The organism is Xanthobacter aminoxidans (assembly GCF_023571765.1).
GTDB classification, from domain to species: domain Bacteria; phylum Pseudomonadota; class Alphaproteobacteria; order Rhizobiales; family Xanthobacteraceae; genus Xanthobacter; species Xanthobacter aminoxidans.
Genome location: NZ_JAMJXC010000001.1, coordinates 403,394 through 418,876, shown reverse-complemented (window position 1 = coordinate 418,876; position 15,483 = coordinate 403,394). Strand labels below are relative to the sequence as shown.

Here is a 15,483-nt window from a genome sequence, read left to right as displayed (position 1 = left end):
CGCCGAGACTCAAATCATCTCGCGCCTACACTCATGCCCAAATCATTTCTGATTGGCCACCTCGAACCGGTCCCATGCGTTCCCTCCTAGGACCAACAGGGCGCAAGCGCGAATGAAAGCGACGCTCGCCTCCAGCGAAGGCGGGTTGTTCGGGGCCGCGCATACCCCTGGAGCATGGCGAAAGTGATTGGCTGCCTGACGAACTCTCTTCCACTCTTGCCCATCAAGAGAGGGTACTCGCTTAAGTCTACGCCCATCGCCCACAATTTTTTCCATAATTTCCATAGTCTTATAGACATCAAACCAATTGTCGCTTCGATCCAAGTGTATAAAAAGATCGGAAACTAAATCGCTTTTCCCCGAAACACTAAGCCAATCCTGCAAAATCGAGGGTTGATCTCCGTTTTCAAAACCGCCTTCGCCGACCGTCCCCTCCGCCCTAAACCTAACTCTGCCGAGCGTTACGTTAAAATGCCCAGTGACAGCCGGCAATATGAACTCACGTCGCCCGTCCGCATGGAATCGAACAACGTTGCTGACTCCGACTGGCCTATAGTCACTGTGGAGTAACCGCGCCGCACCATTGATGTGCGAGACGATTCGCTGTGCGTCCGCGACGACATCGGAAACGCTCGTGAACTGGGCCCACCCCGAATGGCGCATGTGCGGATTCGGTTCTCCTCCGGAGGCGATATCCTCTATCCAGGGATCGAACGGAAAACGGAGGACACGCCGCAAGTCGTCGATGTCGAACGGCTCGCCCGTTAATTCTACCGCCCAGCCAGAGCTGCTCATGATGCCCCCAACTTGCTGACAAGTCCCAGTGGGGAAACTGGTGGATGGTAGCAGCGGGTGGATTTGAACCACCGACCTCCGGGTTATGAATCCGGCGCTCTCACCGACTGAGCTACGCTGCCACAACACATCCGACGCAAGTTGCGTCAGGAGACGCGCATATAGAGGCGGGGCCACGCGGGTGTCAAGAATCCCCGCGCGCCCTGTGAACAGAAGGCTTGTGGGCAGAAGTTGCGGCCGAAAGGCTCAGGCCGCCTTCTTCTTGATGCGCACCATCTTGAAGAAGCCCACGGGGAAGACGGGGGCGATGCTCACCACTTCCATGTCGGGATACTTGGCCGCCCAGTTGCGCAGGCGGCTCGCCTTGAAGGCGATGCTCCAGCCGATCTTCTTCACCAGCGGGGCGAGGGCCGCCTCCACATGCATGGTCGCGCCTTCATCGGCACCCAGCTTGGAGGCGATGACGATCTCGCCGCCCGGCCGCAGCACGCGGTACATCTCGTCCAGCGCGCCCTCGGGGTCGGGCACCAGCGTGATGACGAAAGGCACGGTGACGGCGTCGAAGCTGTGGTCGGCGAAGCCGAGCTTGCAGGCGTCCATGGCGCAGAGCAGGCCCACCTGCTTCAGGCCCCGCTCCACCTTCTTCTCCACCGCCTTCTGCAGCATGTGGAAGGACAGGTCGATGCCGGTGACGCGGCAGCCGGCGGGGTAATAGGGCAGCACCAGCCCGGTGCCGACGCCCACTTCCAGAATGTCAGGCCCACAGGCGGCGGCGGCAGCGGAGGTCTTGCGCTGGGCGTCCGCCAGCAGCTTCACATAGACCTTGTCGTAGATGGGCGCCCACTTGGCATAGGCCTTCTTCTGGCCTTCGAGATCGTACTGAACCGCCATTGTGCCGTCTCTCCCGCCCCAAGTCCCGAGGGCAACCCGTCCTCAGGCGACCTCTGCGACCGCCTTCGCCACCCGCTCCGCCTTCACGATGGTGCCGCCGCCCAGAAGGCGGGCACCGGCGCCGGGGGCATCGTAGAGCACGCAGGCCTGCCCCGGCGCAACGCCTTCCTCGCCGAGCGCGAGATGCACGGCCGGGGTGCCATCCGCCGTGCGGCCGAGGCGCGCCGGTACCGGGGGACGGGTGGACCGCACCTTCACATGAACTTCAGCCTCGGCATCCAGCGCCGCGGCGAAGGGGATGTCCCCCAGCCAGTTCACGTCGGCCATGGAGATGGCCCGCACCGCCAGCGCCTCGCGCGGGCCGACCCGCACCTCGCGCCGCGAGGCGTCGATGGAGATCACATAGAGCGGCTCGGGGCTGGCGATGCCGAGGCCCTTGCGCTGGCCGATGGTGTAATGGAGCACGCCCTTGTGGCGGCCGAGCACCCGGCCATCCAGATGCACGATGTCGCCCGCCTCGCCCGCTTCGGGCCGCAGGCGCTGCACCACCTCGGCATAGTCGCCGCCGGGCACGAAGCAGATGTCCTGGCTGTCGGGCTTCTCCGCCACCGGCAGGCCGAACTCGGCCGCGAGCGCCCGCACGTCCGCCTTCTGCATCTCGCCGAGGGGGAAGCGCAGCTTGTCGAGCTGGGCGGCCGTGGTGGCATAGAGGAAATAGGATTGGTCCCGCGCCTCTTCCGCCGCGCGGAACAGGGCGCGCCCGCCGCCGGGCAGCGCGCGGCTCGCCACGTAATGGCCGGTCGCGAGATAGCGCGCGCCCAGCTCCTCCGCCGTGGCGAGCAGGTCGCGGAACTTGACGGTGCGGTTGCAGTCCACGCAGGGAATGGGCGTGACGCCGGCCGCATAGCTTGCGGCGAAGCGGTCGATCACCTCCTCGCGGAAGCGGCTTTCGTAATCGAGCACGTAGTGGGGGATGCCCAGCGTGCGCGCCACTTCGCTGGCGTCATAGATGTCCTGCCCCGCGCAGCACGAGCCGGGCCGGTGCGCCGCCTCGCCATGGTCGTAGAGCTGGAGGGTGACGCCCACCACGTCATAGCCGGCGCGGGCCAAAAGGGCCGCCACCACGGACGAATCCACCCCGCCCGACATGGCCACCACGACGCGCGTCGCCGCGCGATCGGCACGGGCGGCGTCGGAAGCATCGAGGAGGAGGTCGTCAGTCATCTCGGTCGTCGGCTTTCGGCCGTGGGGTCGGAAGGAGGCGCGGCAGAACGTATGCCGCACCGTCGCCAAGTGCAAACAAGGTGCAAACGATTGGCATCTGAGCCACGCGAGCGCGGCGAAAAAACGGCCTTCCCGTCCGCGCCGCGGCGCCCCGTCACCCCCGCGCCACCCGGCGCGCCGGCTCCTCGTCCTCCACCGGCCCCTCGAACACCGAGACGAGGGCGCGGCGGATGGTGGACTGGCGGGCGGCGCCGGTGATCTTCGCGCCCATCAGGTCGGTGACGTAGAACACGTCCACCGCCCGTTCGCCGAAGGTGGCGACATGGGCCGAGGCGATGTTGAGGTTGAGCCGCGACAAAGTGTTGGTGAGGGCGAACAGCAGGCCCGGCCGGTCGAGGCCGGAGACCTCCACCACCGTGTGGCGGTTCGACCAGGAATTGTTCACCGTCACCTCGGGCTCCACCGTGAAGGTGCGGCGGCCCTTGGGCAGCTTCTTGGCCATCACCTCCGGCAGGCGCACCTCGCCGGTGAGCGCCTGCTCCACCGCTTCCCGGATGCGGTTGGCGCGGCGCAGTTCGTCCTCGTCATGGTCGAAGGCGCGGCGGATGGCGATGGTGTCCAGCGCCAGCCCGTCCGTGGTGGTGGAGATCTGTGCGTCCACGATGTTGGCGCCCGCCGCGGCGCAGGCGCCGGCGATGATGGACAGGAGCTTGGGATGGTCCGGCGCCAGCACGGTGAGCGTGGTGATGCCGCGGCCCGGCTCCAGCGACGCCTGGGTGGCGATGGAGCGGCCCGCCGTCTCCGCCTCGTCCACAAACCGGGCGTGGCGCAGCTTGGTCTCGAGGTCCACGCGCAGCCAGTAGGGCGGATAATGGCGCGCCACGTAGGCGGCGACCTTCTCGTCGTCCCAGTCGGAGAGGGCCGAGCGGAACTGCGACTGGGCGGCGGTGACGCGCTTGCCCCGGTCCACTTCCGAGAAGCCGCCGGTGAGCACCGGCTCGGTCTCGTAATAAAGCGTGCGCAGAAGCTGCGCCTTCCAGCCGTTCCAGGTGCCCGGCCCCACCGCCTTGATGTCGGCCGTGGTGAGGATGGTGAGCAGCTTCATGCGCTCCAGGTTCTGCACCACGGAGGCGAAATTCTCGATGGTCTTGCGGTCGGAGAGGTCGCGGGACTGGGCGACCGTGGACATGACGAGGTGCTGTTCCACCAGCCAGGCCACCGTCTCGGTCTCCACCGGAGACAGGCCGAAACGCGGGCAGAGCTTGCGGGCAATGCGGGCGCCGGCCACCGAATGGTCCTCCGGGCGACCCTTTGCAATGTCGTGCAGCAGCAGGGCGACATAGAGCAGGTTGCGGTTCTTCACCGTGCCCATCAGCTCGTTGGCGAGCCCGTTCTCCGGGTTCACCTTGCGCTCGATCTCCGAGAGGATGCCGATGCAGCGCAGGAGGTGCTCGTCCACCGTGTAGTGGTGGTACATGTTGAACTGCATCATGGCGACGATCTTGCCGAACTCCGGCAGGAACCGCCCCAGCACGCCCACCTCGTTCATCCGCCGCAGCACCGTCTCGGGCGCGTCCTTGGAGGTGACGATCTCCAGGAACAGGCGGTTCGCCTCCGGATTCTCGCGCACGCTCGCATCGATGAGGCCGAGGGAGCGGGCGGCGAGCTGGCTGGCGTCGGGATGCAGCGCCAGGTTGCGCTTGTCGGCCACGTGGAAGATGCGGATGAGGTTCACCGGGTCGCGGTTGAACGCCTCCGGGTCCGCCACGTTCAGGCGGTCATGGTCGAGGATGAAGTCCGTCGTGTCCTTCAGCGTGATGCGTCGGGAGCCGGCGCGGAAGCGCTCCACCATGCCCTTGAGGCCCGGCACCGGCTTCTCGTGGCGCTCCTCCAGCGCGGCGGAGAGGATGGCGGTGAGATCGCCCACATCCTTCGCCACGAGGAAATAGTGCTTCATGAAGCGTTCCACGTCCTTCTGGCCGGGATGCTCCGTATAGCCGAGGCGCAGCGCCATCTCCCGCTGCAGGTCGAAGGAGAGGCGGTCCTCGGCGCGGCCGGTGAGGAAGTGCAGGTGGCAGCGCACGGACCACAGGAAGTCCTCGCACTTCTTGAAGAGGTTCGCCTCCTCGCGGGTGAACACGCCCTTGGCGACGAGCTGGCTCGCGGTCTGCACCCGGTAGACGTATTTCGAGATCCAGAAGAGGGTGTGCAGATCCCTGAGGCCGCCCTTGCTCTCCTTGACGTTGGGCTCGACGAGGTAGCGCGACTGGCCGGAGCGGCGCAGGCGATCCTCGCGCTCGGCCATCTTGGCGGCGACGAATTCGGCGCCGGTGCCCTCGACCACTTCCTTGTCGAAGCGCTTCTCCAGATCCTCGAACAGCGCCTTGTCGCCGACGAGGAAGCGGGCTTCGAGAATGGAGGTGCGGATGGTGAAGTCGGCCCGGGCCTGCCGCAGGCATTCCTCGACCGAGCGGGTGGCGTGGCCCACCTTCAGCCCGAGATCCCAGAGGATGTAGAGCATGGCCTCGGCGACGCTCTCGCCCCAGGCCGTCTGCTTGTAGGGCAGCACGAACAGGATGTCGGTGTCGGAGCCCGGCGCCATCATGCCGCGGCCGTATCCACCCACCGCCACCACCGCCATGCGCTCGGAGCGGGAGGGATTGTCCACCGGATAGAGGAAGGTGGTGGCCACCTCATAGGCGCTGGAGATGACCGCATCCTGCAGCGCGGAGAGGCGCATGGCGCAGCAGCGGCCGCAGCCGTCTTCCAGCAGCAGGCGCTCGGCGGCGGCGCGGCCTTCCTGCATGCCCTTCTTGAGGCGTGCGACGACGGCGTTGCGCAAATCGAGGTCGCGGCCCTTGTGGGCGGAAGCGATTTCCCGGATCTCGGCCTTGAGGGCCTGGCCTTCGAAGGGTTCGCCGATGACGCGGTTGACCTTGGAGGAACGGACGGTGGGCATTGCTCGGCGATCTGGAGGCACGAAGGACAGGAGCCTTCATCTTTACCGCAATCAGCGCCCGGCCGCGAGCGGCGTTCATTGGTCGCTCTCGAATCGGCCGCAGCGGAACCTATATTTCTGTGATGGAACACATGCCGTACGGACAGCTTCGCGCTCAGGCCGCCCACACATTCCGCAAGGTGATGTACGGCGCAATGGCGCTGGGGATCGCGCTGGCGCCGGCCGGTGCCATGGCCGCGACGGGTGTGGGCACGCCCATCCTGGGCGGAGCGGCGGTCATTCCCCCGACCCAGCGGCCGGCACCGCGTCCCGTGGTGCGGCCGGCCCCGACCGTCCCGCGCGCGCCGACGGTCGTGACGCCCAGGCCGAAGCTACCGGCGCCGAAGCCGGTGGTGCCCGCAGACCCCACGCCCATCATCCAGCCCGCGCCATTCCGCAGCAACACGCCCATCGGCGCCCAGCCCGGCTCCGGCGCGCCGCTCGGCGTGCTGCCGGGCGGCCTCGCCACGCCGCTCGTGGGTCCGGCGCCGGCACCGAATACCTGCTGGTTCTACACGACGCCGGCGAAGACCGTGGGCTACTGGAGCAAGTGCCCGTAAGGCATCCGCCTGAAGACCTCCCGCGAAAACGCTTGCGGCGTAACGCTTCCTTGAGGTGAGGCGGGCACCATCTGCCGCAGCGGCTGATCTTCGCCCCATTTTGGTGGTGGAAGGAGCCGCGCGGCCCGAGAGCAGGCCGGCTATGCGACGGGAATTGGAATGACCGCACAGGGACGGGGGGACGGCATGAGGCGCGAGCCGCTCATGGAGCGGCCCGAATCCCTGTTCGACATCCGCCTCGACCCGCGCGACCGCTCCGCCGCACCGCCCCCGGAACCCCCGCGCCCCGCCCGCAAGCCGGCCGCGCGGCCCAAGGCCAAGGCGGAACCCGACATGCGTCCCGATCCCGCCCCGCGCCGCGGCCGCTCCGAGCCGCCGCCCCGCCGGCCCCGCCGTGGCGGAGGGGGGCGTCTTGTGTTCCGGCTGGTGAAATGGGGCTTCATCCTGGGCATGTGGGCGCTGCTCGCCCTCGCCGGCGTCATCGCCTACGAGGCGTCGAAGCTGCCGCCCATGCAGACGCTGATGATCCCCAAGCGTCCGCCCACCGTCACCGTGCAGGGGGCGGACGGCAAGACCATCGCCACACGCGGCGACATGGGTGGCGTGGCCGTGCCCATCGGCGAGTTGCCGCCCTATCTGCCCAAGGCGTTCGTCGCCATCGAGGACCAGCGCTTCTACAGCCATTTCGGCCTCGATCCCGAAGGCCTCGCGCGCGCCCTCGTCACCAACCTCACCTCCCGGCGCCTCCGGCAAGGCGGCTCGACGCTGACCCAGCAGCTCGCCAAGAACCTGTTCCTGACCCAGGAGCGCACGGCCTCGCGCAAGATGCAGGAGCTGGTGCTGGCCCTGTGGCTGGAGCACAAGTTCACCAAGGACCAGCTGCTCGACCTCTATCTCAACCGCGTCTATTTCGGCGCCGGCGCCTATGGCGTGGAAGCCGCCGCCCAGCGCTATTTCGGCAAGTCCGCCCGGCAGGTGACGCTGGCCGAGGCCGCCATGCTGGCCGGGCTCGTCAATTCGCCCTCGCGCCTCGCCCCGACCCGGAACCTGAAGGGCGCGCAGACCCGCGCCAACCTGGTCCTCGCGGCCATGCGCGACCAGAAGATGATCTCCGCCGACATGGCGAGCACCGCCCAGGCGCGCCCGGCGCAGCTCGCGCGCAGTGGCATGCCGGATTCCTCCGGCTACGTGGCCGACTGGGTGATGGACCAGCTGGATTCCGTGCTCGGCGACGGCGAACTGCCCGGCGACGTCACCGTGCGCACCACCATCGATCCCGCGCTCCAGAAGGCGGGCGAGGCGGCGCTGGAGGACACGCTGGCGAAATCCGGCACCAAATACGGCGTCGGCCAAGGCGCCATCGTGGTGCTCGACCCCGATGGCGGGGTGAAGGCGCTCATCGGCGGTCGCTCCTATGCGGACAGCCAGTACAACCGCGCCGTCACCGCCCGGCGGCAGCCGGGCTCGGCCTTCAAGCCCTTCATCTATCTCACCGCCGTCGAGCACGGCCTGACGCCGGAGAGCGTGCGCGAGGACGCGCCCATCCAGCTCAAGGGCTGGCGGCCGGAGAACTCGACCCGCGACTATCGCGGCCCGGTGACACTCACCACCGCGCTCGCGCTCTCCCTGAACACGGTGTCGGTGCGCCTCGTGCTGGAGTTCGGCCCCAAGGCCGTGGTGCAGACGGCCCACCGCATGGGCATCTCCTCGAACCTCGACCCCAACCCCTCCATCGCGCTCGGCACCTCCGAAGTGTCGGTGCTGGAGCTGGCGGGCGCCTATACGCCCTTTGCCAACGGGGGCCTCGGCGTCATGCCCCACGTCATCGACAGCGTGATCGGGCCGGACGGCAAGCCGCTCTACGAGCGCAACGTCACCGGCATGGGCCGCGTCGTCGCCTCCGAATATGTGGCGATGATGAACCACATGATGACCCAGACGCTGGCCACCGGCACCGCGCGCCGCGCCGACCTGCCGGGCTGGGAGGCGGCCGGCAAGACCGGCACCTCGCAGGATTACCGCGACGCGTGGTTCGTCGGCTACACCGCGAAATACGTGACGGCGGTCTGGCTCGGCAACGACGATTCCTCGCCCACCAAGAAGGCCTCCGGCGCCAACCTGCCGGTGGAGATCTGGAGCCGCGTGATGAAGGCGGCGCACCAGGGCGTGCCGGTGGCGGAGCTTCCGGGCGGCCTCAGATCCTACGGCTTCGGCGGCAACGGCTACGGCCAGCCGGGCGCCACCTACCTGCCGCCGGCCGACATGCCCGACGACCGTCCGTCGGCCGTGGTGGGCCAGATGCCGGCGCCCCCGCCCCAGCAGGAGCCGCCCATGACGCTGGACCGCTGGTTTGCAGAAACCTTCCTCGGCCAGGGCCGGCGGTAGCCGGAGGCGCGCGCCGCGCCACGAGCGCTCCCGCCTTGCGCCCGCCGTCCGGCTCTAGGATAAGGCGTCATGACCGAGACCCCTTCCCCCGCCGACGCCGATCCCTATCTCGAGCCCGGCCGCCTGCTGTTCGCCGGCGACTGGCAGTTCGTCTCCGCGGCACCCACCGTCGAGGTGCTGCCGCCCATGCAGGGCATGGAGATCGCGCTGGCAGGCCGCTCCAACGTGGGCAAGTCCTCCCTCGTCAATGCGCTGACCGGCCGCAAGGCGCTGGCGCGCACCTCGGTGACGCCTGGGCGCACGCAGGAATTGATCTTCTTTCGGGTGGGGCCGGAGCTGTGCCTTGTGGACATGCCCGGCTACGGCTTCGCCAAGGCGCCGAAGGAGAAGGTCGACGCCTGGACGCGCACCATCAAGGATTACCTGCGCGGCCGGGTGAACCTCGCCCGCGTCTTCGTGCTCATCGATTCCCGCCATGGCATCAAGCCGGTGGACGAGGAGATCCTCGACCTCCTCGACAAGGCGGCCGTCTCCTACGCCATCATCCTCACCAAGGTGGATCAGGTGAAGCCGAGCGCTTTGCCCTCGGTGATCGCCGGCGTGGAAGACAAGATCCGCCGGAGGCCGGCGGCCTATCCGAAGATCTTTCCCACCTCCAGCAACACCGGGCAGGGCTTCCCGGAGCTGCGCGCGGCGGTGGCGCAGCTTCTCGCCGAGCAGGGCTGAAGCCCGCGCGGCGCTTGAGCGTGATCTTGCGAAAACCGATTGGCCTCGGTCAAAGACCGAGGCCAAAAGGGCTCAGGCCAGCAGATCGGCAACCGTGAGCGCGATCACCAGCGTCGCCTTGTCGAGGTCGGAGAGCAGCAAATTCTCGTCCGCCCGGTGGCCGTTGGCCTCCTCGATGGTGTGCGGGCCGGCGCCGTAGAGCACCACGGGCACGCCGGCCTCGGCATAGAGGCGCGCGTCGGTGTAGAGCGGCACGCCGGTGGTCTTCACCTCCTCGCCGGTCACGGCCGAGGCGTTGCGGCAGATGACGCCGGCGAGGTGCATGGCCCTGTCGTCCGGCACCAGCGGGCGGGCGATGAGGATGCGCCGAACCTCGGCCTTGGCCTTCGAGCCCTCCAGCGCCTTGGCGATGACGCCACGCACCTCGGCCTCCACCTGTTCCGGGTTCTCGCCGGGCACGATGCGGCGGTCGAGGCGGAAGGTGACGCGATCGGGCACCACATTGGTGTTGATGCCGCCGGAGATGAGACCCACCGTAAGCTGCGGCGAGCCGATGCCGGGCACATCTGAGACTTTCGCCTGCAGCGTGTCGCGATAGGCGTAGAGCGCCGTCAGGATATGGGTCGCGCCCTCCAGCGCGTCGATGCCGGTGAAGGGCAGCGCGGCATGGGCCGACTTGCCGATCACCTCGACTTCGAGGTGCAGGCAGCCGTTGTGGGCCACCACGACGCCATAGGAGAAGCCGGCCGAGACGGCATAGTCCGGCTTGGTGAGGCCGGTTTCCAGAATCCAGCCCGGCCCCACCTCGCCGCCAATCTCCTCGTCATAGGTGAAGTGCAGTTCCACCGTGCCCTTGAGCGGCAGGCCGGAGCGCTTGAGGGCGTCGAGGGCGAAGGCATAGGTGGCGAAATCGGACTTGGAGACGGCGACGCCGCGGCCATACATGCGCCCGTCCACCACCTCGGCACCGTAGGGGTCCTTGGTCCAGCCCTCGCCGGGGGGCACCACGTCACCATGGGCGTTCAGCGCCACCACCGGGCCCGCGTCTCCCTCTGCACCGAAGCGGTGGCGGATGATGAGGTTGGTGGCCGTGACCATGCCCGCCGCCTTCACCCGGTCGGCCGGCACCGCATGGCGCTCCACCGTGTAGCCGAGGGCTTCCAGCAGCTCTGCGGCGCGCGCCGCATGGGGGGCGCAATCGCCGGGGGGATTGTCGGAAGGCACCTTCACCAGCTCCGCCAGGAACTGGCGCTGCGCTTCGGCGCGCTCGGCGATCAGGCTGCGGAGGGTGTCGGCGTCGGCGGTGGACATGACGTCTTCCTTGTTCTTGGGGCGGGCCGCAGCCCGCCGGTTCTCTCGTTTTAGGGTTCTAGGAGGATGCGGTCTATTTGCCGGAAGCCCATTCCTTCAACATGGCCCGATCCTCATCGGACAATTCGGTGATGTTGTTGGGCGGCATGGCGTGGCTCAAGCCGGCCTGGACGAGGATGAGCTTGCGGTTCTTGTAGATGGCCTCCTCCGTGTCGAGGAGGATGCCGCGCGGCGCGATGGCGAAGCCCTCATAGACCGGCTCGGCGGCGTGGCACATGGCGCAGCGGCCCATGACGATGTTCTGCACATCCACCGGCACGCCCACCGCCGGCCCGCTCTTCGCGAAGGCCGGAGAGACCAGCGGCGGCAGGCCCAGCGCCATGCGGCCGGCGGGGGTGGTGGTGGCCGAGATGAATATCGCGAGGATCAGGCACACGGCCGCCACCAGCCAGCACCACGCCTTGTCGCCGCGCCCGGCGTGCCGCTCATTGTAGAAATAGCGGATCACCGTTCCCGCCACGAGCGCCAGCGCCACGATGACGAAGGCGTAGGGCGTGGAATAGGTCAGCGGGTAATGGTTTGAGATCATCAGGAAGACGACGGGCAAAGTGAAGTAGTTGTTGTGCCCGGAGCGGAGCTTGGCGGTCTTGCCGTAATAGGGGTTCGGCACCTCGCCCGCCTTCAGCGCCGCCACCACCTTGTGCTGGTTGGGGATGATGACGAAGAAGACGTTGCCGCTCATGATGGTCGCCATCAGCGCGCCGGTATGGATGAAGGCCGCGCGGGGCGAGAACACCTGCTGGTACAGGAATGCCGCCAGCACCACGCCCGCGAACACGATGATGCCCACCACCAGCGGCTGGTCGCCGAGCTTCGAGCGGCAGAGCTGGTCATAGGCGATCCACCCCGCCGCAAGCCCGCCGAGACCGATGGCGACGGCGGTGACGGGCTTCAAATTCATCACCGCCGGATCGATCAAAAAGATCGAGGACTGGTAGTAATAGACCCAGATGAGCAGAAAGAAGCCGGTGATCCAGGTGGCATAGGACTGCCACTTGTGCCAGCCCAGCTCCTCGGGGAGAAAATCCGGCGCTACCAGATACTTCTTCACCTGGTAGAAGCCGCCGCCATGCACTTCCCACGCCTCCCCACCCTTGCCGGCGGGGATGTCGGGCGTCGCCTTCAGGCTGGCATCGAGGTGCATGAAGTAGAAGGACGCGCCGATCCACGCCATCCCGGCGATGATGTGCGTCCAGCGCAGCAGCAGGCTGCCGTACTCGTGGAGGATGGGTTCCATTGCCGTTTCAGATCCCGTGGCTGGAAGATGCGGGCGCATTGGCCCCTGTCACGCCCACGGACGGGGACCATTGGCCCCGGCCCGCGGCATCGGTATCGTTCTTGTGGCGTCGGGTGAGGGGTGACGAAGCGTGCTGGAGAACATGAAGGCCTTCGTCGCCTCGGTGGAGAGCGAGAGCTTCTCGGAGGCCGGGCGTCGGCTGCATTTGTCGGCCAACGTGGTCAGCCACCGCATCCAGATGCTGGAGAAGCACCTCGGCTGCCGGCTGTTCAACCGCACCACCCGGCGCATGAGCCTGACCGAGCAGGGGCGCGTCTATTACGAGGCGATCACCGAGGCCCTGCGCCTCATCGAGGCGGCGGAGAGCAACGTCTCGGAACTCGGCGCCCTGCCCCGCGGCGCGCTGCGCGTCACCGCCCCGCTCCATCTCGGCCGCCGGCTGGTGGCGCAGGTGGCGGCGCGCTACCAGGAGACCCATCCCGAGATCGACGTGCGCCTGCGCCTGTCGGAACATACCCTCGACCTCATCGCCGAATCCATCGACGTGGCGCTGCGCCTCGCCACCTTCGAGGATTCCAGCATGATCATGCGCAAGGTGGCGCAGGTCGAGCGCATTGTGTGCGCCGCACCCAGCTATCTGGAACGGGCCGGCGTGCCGCAGCGGCCGCAGGATCTGCTCACCCATCAATGCCTCCTCCTGCGGTTCGCGAGCCTTCGGGAATTGCGCTGGATGCTCACCGACGAGGGCCGGGACCTCGCCGTTCCCGTCACCGGCCATCTGGAGGCCGACGACGGCGACGTGCTCACCGTGTGGGCCGTCGAGGGTCGCGGCATCGTGGTGAAGCCGCGGTTCGAGGTGGCGGACGCCCTCGCGGACGGCCGCCTCGTGCCGCTGCTGGAGAAGAACCCGCCCCAGCCGGCGACGCTGGCGGTGCTCTACCCCGCCCGCCAGCTGGTGCCGCTGAAGGTGAAGGCCTTCGCCGACATGCTGGTGGATCAGGGCCGGCGCTACATCGCCCGCGAGCTGGCCAAGATCGGGGAGCGGCTGCCGGCCTGAGCCGGCCCGCGTCCCGATGGTTCCCCTGAAGCCCGCGCGGCGCCTGAGCGAAAGCAACGCCAAACACCCGCGCGGCGCCGGGCTCCGGCGGAAGCCGGAACCCGTCCTTGACCGGCTCAACTCGGGAACACCCGAGTTGAGTGCGTGGCCCACTCGACATCGGTCGCAGACCGATGTCGATGGCACCATCAGTGCGCCTCGGCCTGCTTGGCGGCGGCGACGATCTCCTCGGTGGAGGTCTTCTTCACGCCGTTGAAGAACACGTTGAGCGCCACGGCGACGATGGCGCAGAGCAGGATGCCGCTCTCCAGGAGCGGGTGCAGCTCATGCGGCAGCGCCTTGAAGAAGTTGGGCGACACCAGCGGGATCATGCCGAAGCCCACCGCGATGGCGACGATGAAGAGGTTGTTGCGGTTGGTCTTGAAATCGACGCCGGTGAGGATGCGCGCGCCGGTGGCGGCCACCATGCCGAACATCACGAGACCCGCGCCGCCCAGCACCACCTGCGGCACCGCCTCCACCAGCGCGGCCATCTTCGGCATCAGGCCGAGGCCGAGCATGATGACGCCGCCCGTCACCGTCACCCAGCGCGAGCGCACGCCGGTGACGCCGACGAGGCCCACGTTCTGCGAGAAGGAGGTGTAGGGGAAGGTATTGAAGATGCCGCCGAGCAGCGTGCCCACGCCATCGGCCCTGAGGCCGCGGGCCAGCGCCTTCTCGTCCACCGGCTTGCCGGTCATGTCGGAGAGGGCGAGGAACATGCCCAGCGACTCGATCATGACCACGATCATCACGATGCACATGGTGATGATGGGCACGAGGTGGAACGTGGGCATGCCGAAGTGGAACGGCAGGATGACGTCGAACCACGGCGCTGCCGCCACCTTCTCGAAGTGCATGATGCCGATGACCGAGGCGAGGATCGCGCCGGCGATGATGCCGAGCAGCACCGCCACATTGGCCACGAACCCTTTGCCGAAGCGGATGAAGGCGAGGATCACCAGCAGCACGAACAGGGCGATGCCGAGGCCCTGGAGCTGGGCGTAGTTGGGATTGGCGACCTGCACCACCTTGCCGTCGATGGTCTGGGTGAGGAAGGGAATGCCGCCGCCGGCCCAGTTGATGCCGACCCGCATCAGGGAGATGCCGATCACCATGATGATGGTGCCCGTCACCACCGGCGGGAACAGAGGCAGCAGGCGCGAGATGAAGGGCGCGACGACGATGCCGAAGATGCCGGCGGCGATGACCGAGCCATAGATGCCGAGGATGCCGATGGAGGGATCGTTGGCCATGGACAGCATCGGGCCGACCGAGGCGAAGGTGACGCCCATCATCACCGGCAGGCGGATGCCGACGCCGAGGAAGCCGAGGCATTGGGCCAGGGTCGCGAGACCGCAGGCGAACAGGTCGGCCGAGATCAGGAACGCCACCTGCTCCGGCGGCAGCTTGAGCGCGCGGCCGATGATGAGCGGCACCGCGACCGCGCCGGCATACATGACAAGGACATGCTGGAGGCCGAGCGCGGCGAGTTTCGGCGCCGGCAGGATTTCGTCTACGGGATGAACGGCTTGTGACATCTGGTTCCCCCAAAGGAAGAGCGGTCGAAATCAGGAAGGGCGTTCTTCAAATTTGTTGGCGACGGCAACGCTCCGGCGCGGCTCCGAACGGGCACTGCCCAACGCATCGGCATGCCTCATTGGAGATCAATTCCCGAGCCGGGGAAATACGTGTGGTAATCGAAATATCTTCCGATTTTTTTGGAAAATCGATCCACCCGGCGCGGGTTATGCTGCCGCGCAGCGGAGCGTTCGCCCGGCCGCCGGCCCTGCACCCGCAAGGCTTCCGCCGGGCGCGGCGCCAGAGAGTCAGGAAGGACGAGGAAACGATGGGGCGCCTGTCCACTCACGTGCTCGATACGGTCTCCGGCGGCCCGGCCGCCGATGTGGCGGTGGAACTTTACCGGCTGACGGCCGATGGCGGGCGCACCCTCGTCACCACCCGCCGCACCAATGCGGACGGCCGCACCGATGCCCCCCTGCTTGCGGGCGACGACTTCCTCCCCGGCACCTATGAGCTGGTCTTCCACATCGGCGCGCATTTCCGCGCCACCGGCGCCCCGGTGGCCGACCCGCCCTTCCTCGACGTGGTGCCCCTGCGCGTGACCCTCATCGAAGGGCACTATCACGTGCCGCTGCTCTGCTCCCCGTGGAGCTATTCCACCTATCGGGGGTCCTGA

Annotated in this window: 12 protein-coding genes and 1 tRNA gene; 5 read left to right on the top strand and 8 right to left on the bottom strand. The window is 67.6% G+C overall.

All coding sequences use genetic code 11. From position 1 onward, the window contains the following. Positions 1-42: 42 nt before the first annotated feature. The 5 genes from EJ105_RS01850 to EJ105_RS01830 all read right to left on the bottom strand — a co-directional run bounded on the left by EJ105_RS01850 (position 43) and on the right by EJ105_RS01830 (position 5,869). Positions 43-795, bottom strand: a complete 753-nt coding sequence (locus EJ105_RS01850) for a hypothetical protein (protein WP_250165081.1) — start codon at positions 793-795, stop codon at positions 43-45. A gap of 45 nt (positions 796-840) precedes the next feature. Next, positions 841-917 (bottom strand) — tRNA-Met (locus tag EJ105_RS01845). A gap of 124 nt (positions 918-1,041) precedes the next feature. Then, complete coding sequence (locus tag EJ105_RS01840) at positions 1,042-1,686, bottom strand: class I SAM-dependent methyltransferase (protein WP_029556835.1); 645 nt, start codon at positions 1,684-1,686, stop codon at positions 1,042-1,044. 42 nt (positions 1,687-1,728) lie between these two features. Continuing rightward, positions 1,729-2,910, bottom strand: a complete 1,182-nt coding sequence (gene mnmA, locus EJ105_RS01835) for a tRNA 2-thiouridine(34) synthase MnmA (RefSeq protein WP_250165080.1) — start codon at positions 2,908-2,910, stop codon at positions 1,729-1,731. Positions 2,911-3,064: 154 nt separating this feature from the next. Next, on the bottom strand, positions 3,065-5,869 hold the full coding sequence (locus EJ105_RS01830) for a [protein-PII] uridylyltransferase (protein WP_250165079.1): 2,805 nt from the start codon (positions 5,867-5,869) through the stop codon (positions 3,065-3,067). A gap of 131 nt (positions 5,870-6,000) precedes the next feature. Between EJ105_RS01830 and EJ105_RS01825 the strand changes: the two genes are divergently transcribed. The 3 genes from EJ105_RS01825 (at position 6,001) to yihA (ending at position 9,579) form a co-directional block, all read left to right on the top strand. Beyond that, the gene (locus EJ105_RS01825; RefSeq protein ID WP_250165078.1) at positions 6,001-6,468 is read left to right on the top strand and encodes a hypothetical protein; all 468 of its coding nucleotides are present in this window, start codon (positions 6,001-6,003) and stop codon (positions 6,466-6,468) included. A gap of 186 nt (positions 6,469-6,654) precedes the next feature. Continuing rightward, positions 6,655-8,853 (top strand): transglycosylase domain-containing protein, encoded by a 2,199-nt coding sequence (locus tag EJ105_RS01820; RefSeq protein WP_250165077.1) that lies wholly within the window; start codon positions 6,655-6,657, stop codon positions 8,851-8,853. A gap of 69 nt (positions 8,854-8,922) precedes the next feature. After that, positions 8,923-9,579 (top strand): ribosome biogenesis GTP-binding protein YihA/YsxC, encoded by a 657-nt coding sequence (yihA, locus tag EJ105_RS01815; protein WP_029556830.1) that lies wholly within the window; start codon positions 8,923-8,925, stop codon positions 9,577-9,579. A 72-nt stretch (positions 9,580-9,651) separates the two neighbouring features. Here the strand turns inward: yihA and EJ105_RS01810 are convergent, their stop codons facing one another. Beyond that, a complete protein-coding gene (locus EJ105_RS01810) occupies positions 9,652-10,890 on the bottom strand; it encodes an ArgE/DapE family deacylase (RefSeq protein ID WP_250165076.1) in 1,239 nt (412 codons plus the stop codon). A gap of 73 nt (positions 10,891-10,963) precedes the next feature. Next, positions 10,964-12,187, bottom strand: coding sequence for a urate hydroxylase PuuD (locus EJ105_RS01805; RefSeq protein ID WP_250165075.1), 1,224 nt, complete (start codon positions 12,185-12,187; stop codon positions 10,964-10,966). A gap of 130 nt (positions 12,188-12,317) precedes the next feature. Between EJ105_RS01805 and EJ105_RS01800 the strand changes: the two genes are divergently transcribed. After that, complete coding sequence (locus EJ105_RS01800; RefSeq protein WP_024277214.1) at positions 12,318-13,244, top strand: LysR family transcriptional regulator; 927 nt, start codon at positions 12,318-12,320, stop codon at positions 13,242-13,244. Positions 13,245-13,432: 188 nt separating this feature from the next. Here the strand turns inward: EJ105_RS01800 and EJ105_RS01795 are convergent, their stop codons facing one another. Then, on the bottom strand, positions 13,433-14,824 hold the full coding sequence (locus tag EJ105_RS01795; protein ID WP_250165074.1) for a nucleobase:cation symporter-2 family protein: 1,392 nt from the start codon (positions 14,822-14,824) through the stop codon (positions 13,433-13,435). 308 nt (positions 14,825-15,132) lie between these two features. Between EJ105_RS01795 and uraH the strand changes: the two genes are divergently transcribed. Beyond that, a complete protein-coding gene (gene uraH / locus EJ105_RS01790) occupies positions 15,133-15,483 on the top strand; it encodes a hydroxyisourate hydrolase (protein ID WP_250165073.1) in 351 nt (116 codons plus the stop codon).

What these genes read in the sequence shown, in the direction of transcription:
- EJ105_RS01850 (WP_250165081.1), bottom strand. Translation starts at nt 795, where the DNA reads ATGAGCAGCTCTGGCTGGGCGGTAGAATTAACGGGCGAGCCGTTCGAC.
- EJ105_RS01840 (WP_029556835.1), bottom strand. Translation starts at nt 1,686, where the DNA reads ATGGCGGTTCAGTACGATCTCGAAGGCCAGAAGAAGGCCTATGCCAAG.
- mnmA (WP_250165080.1), bottom strand. Translation starts at nt 2,910, where the DNA reads ATGACTGACGACCTCCTCCTCGATGCTTCCGACGCCGCCCGTGCCGAT.
- EJ105_RS01830 (WP_250165079.1), bottom strand. Translation starts at nt 5,869, where the DNA reads ATGCCCACCGTCCGTTCCTCCAAGGTCAACCGCGTCATCGGCGAACCC.
- EJ105_RS01825 (WP_250165078.1), top strand. Translation starts at nt 6,001, where the DNA reads ATGCCGTACGGACAGCTTCGCGCTCAGGCCGCCCACACATTCCGCAAG.
- EJ105_RS01820 (WP_250165077.1), top strand. Translation starts at nt 6,655, where the DNA reads ATGAGGCGCGAGCCGCTCATGGAGCGGCCCGAATCCCTGTTCGACATC.
- yihA (WP_029556830.1), top strand. Translation starts at nt 8,923, where the DNA reads ATGACCGAGACCCCTTCCCCCGCCGACGCCGATCCCTATCTCGAGCCC.
- EJ105_RS01810 (WP_250165076.1), bottom strand. Translation starts at nt 10,890, where the DNA reads ATGTCCACCGCCGACGCCGACACCCTCCGCAGCCTGATCGCCGAGCGC.
- EJ105_RS01805 (WP_250165075.1), bottom strand. Translation starts at nt 12,187, where the DNA reads ATGGAACCCATCCTCCACGAGTACGGCAGCCTGCTGCTGCGCTGGACG.
- EJ105_RS01795 (WP_250165074.1), bottom strand. Translation starts at nt 14,824, where the DNA reads ATGTCACAAGCCGTTCATCCCGTAGACGAAATCCTGCCGGCGCCGAAA.
- uraH (WP_250165073.1), top strand. Translation starts at nt 15,133, where the DNA reads ATGGGGCGCCTGTCCACTCACGTGCTCGATACGGTCTCCGGCGGCCCG.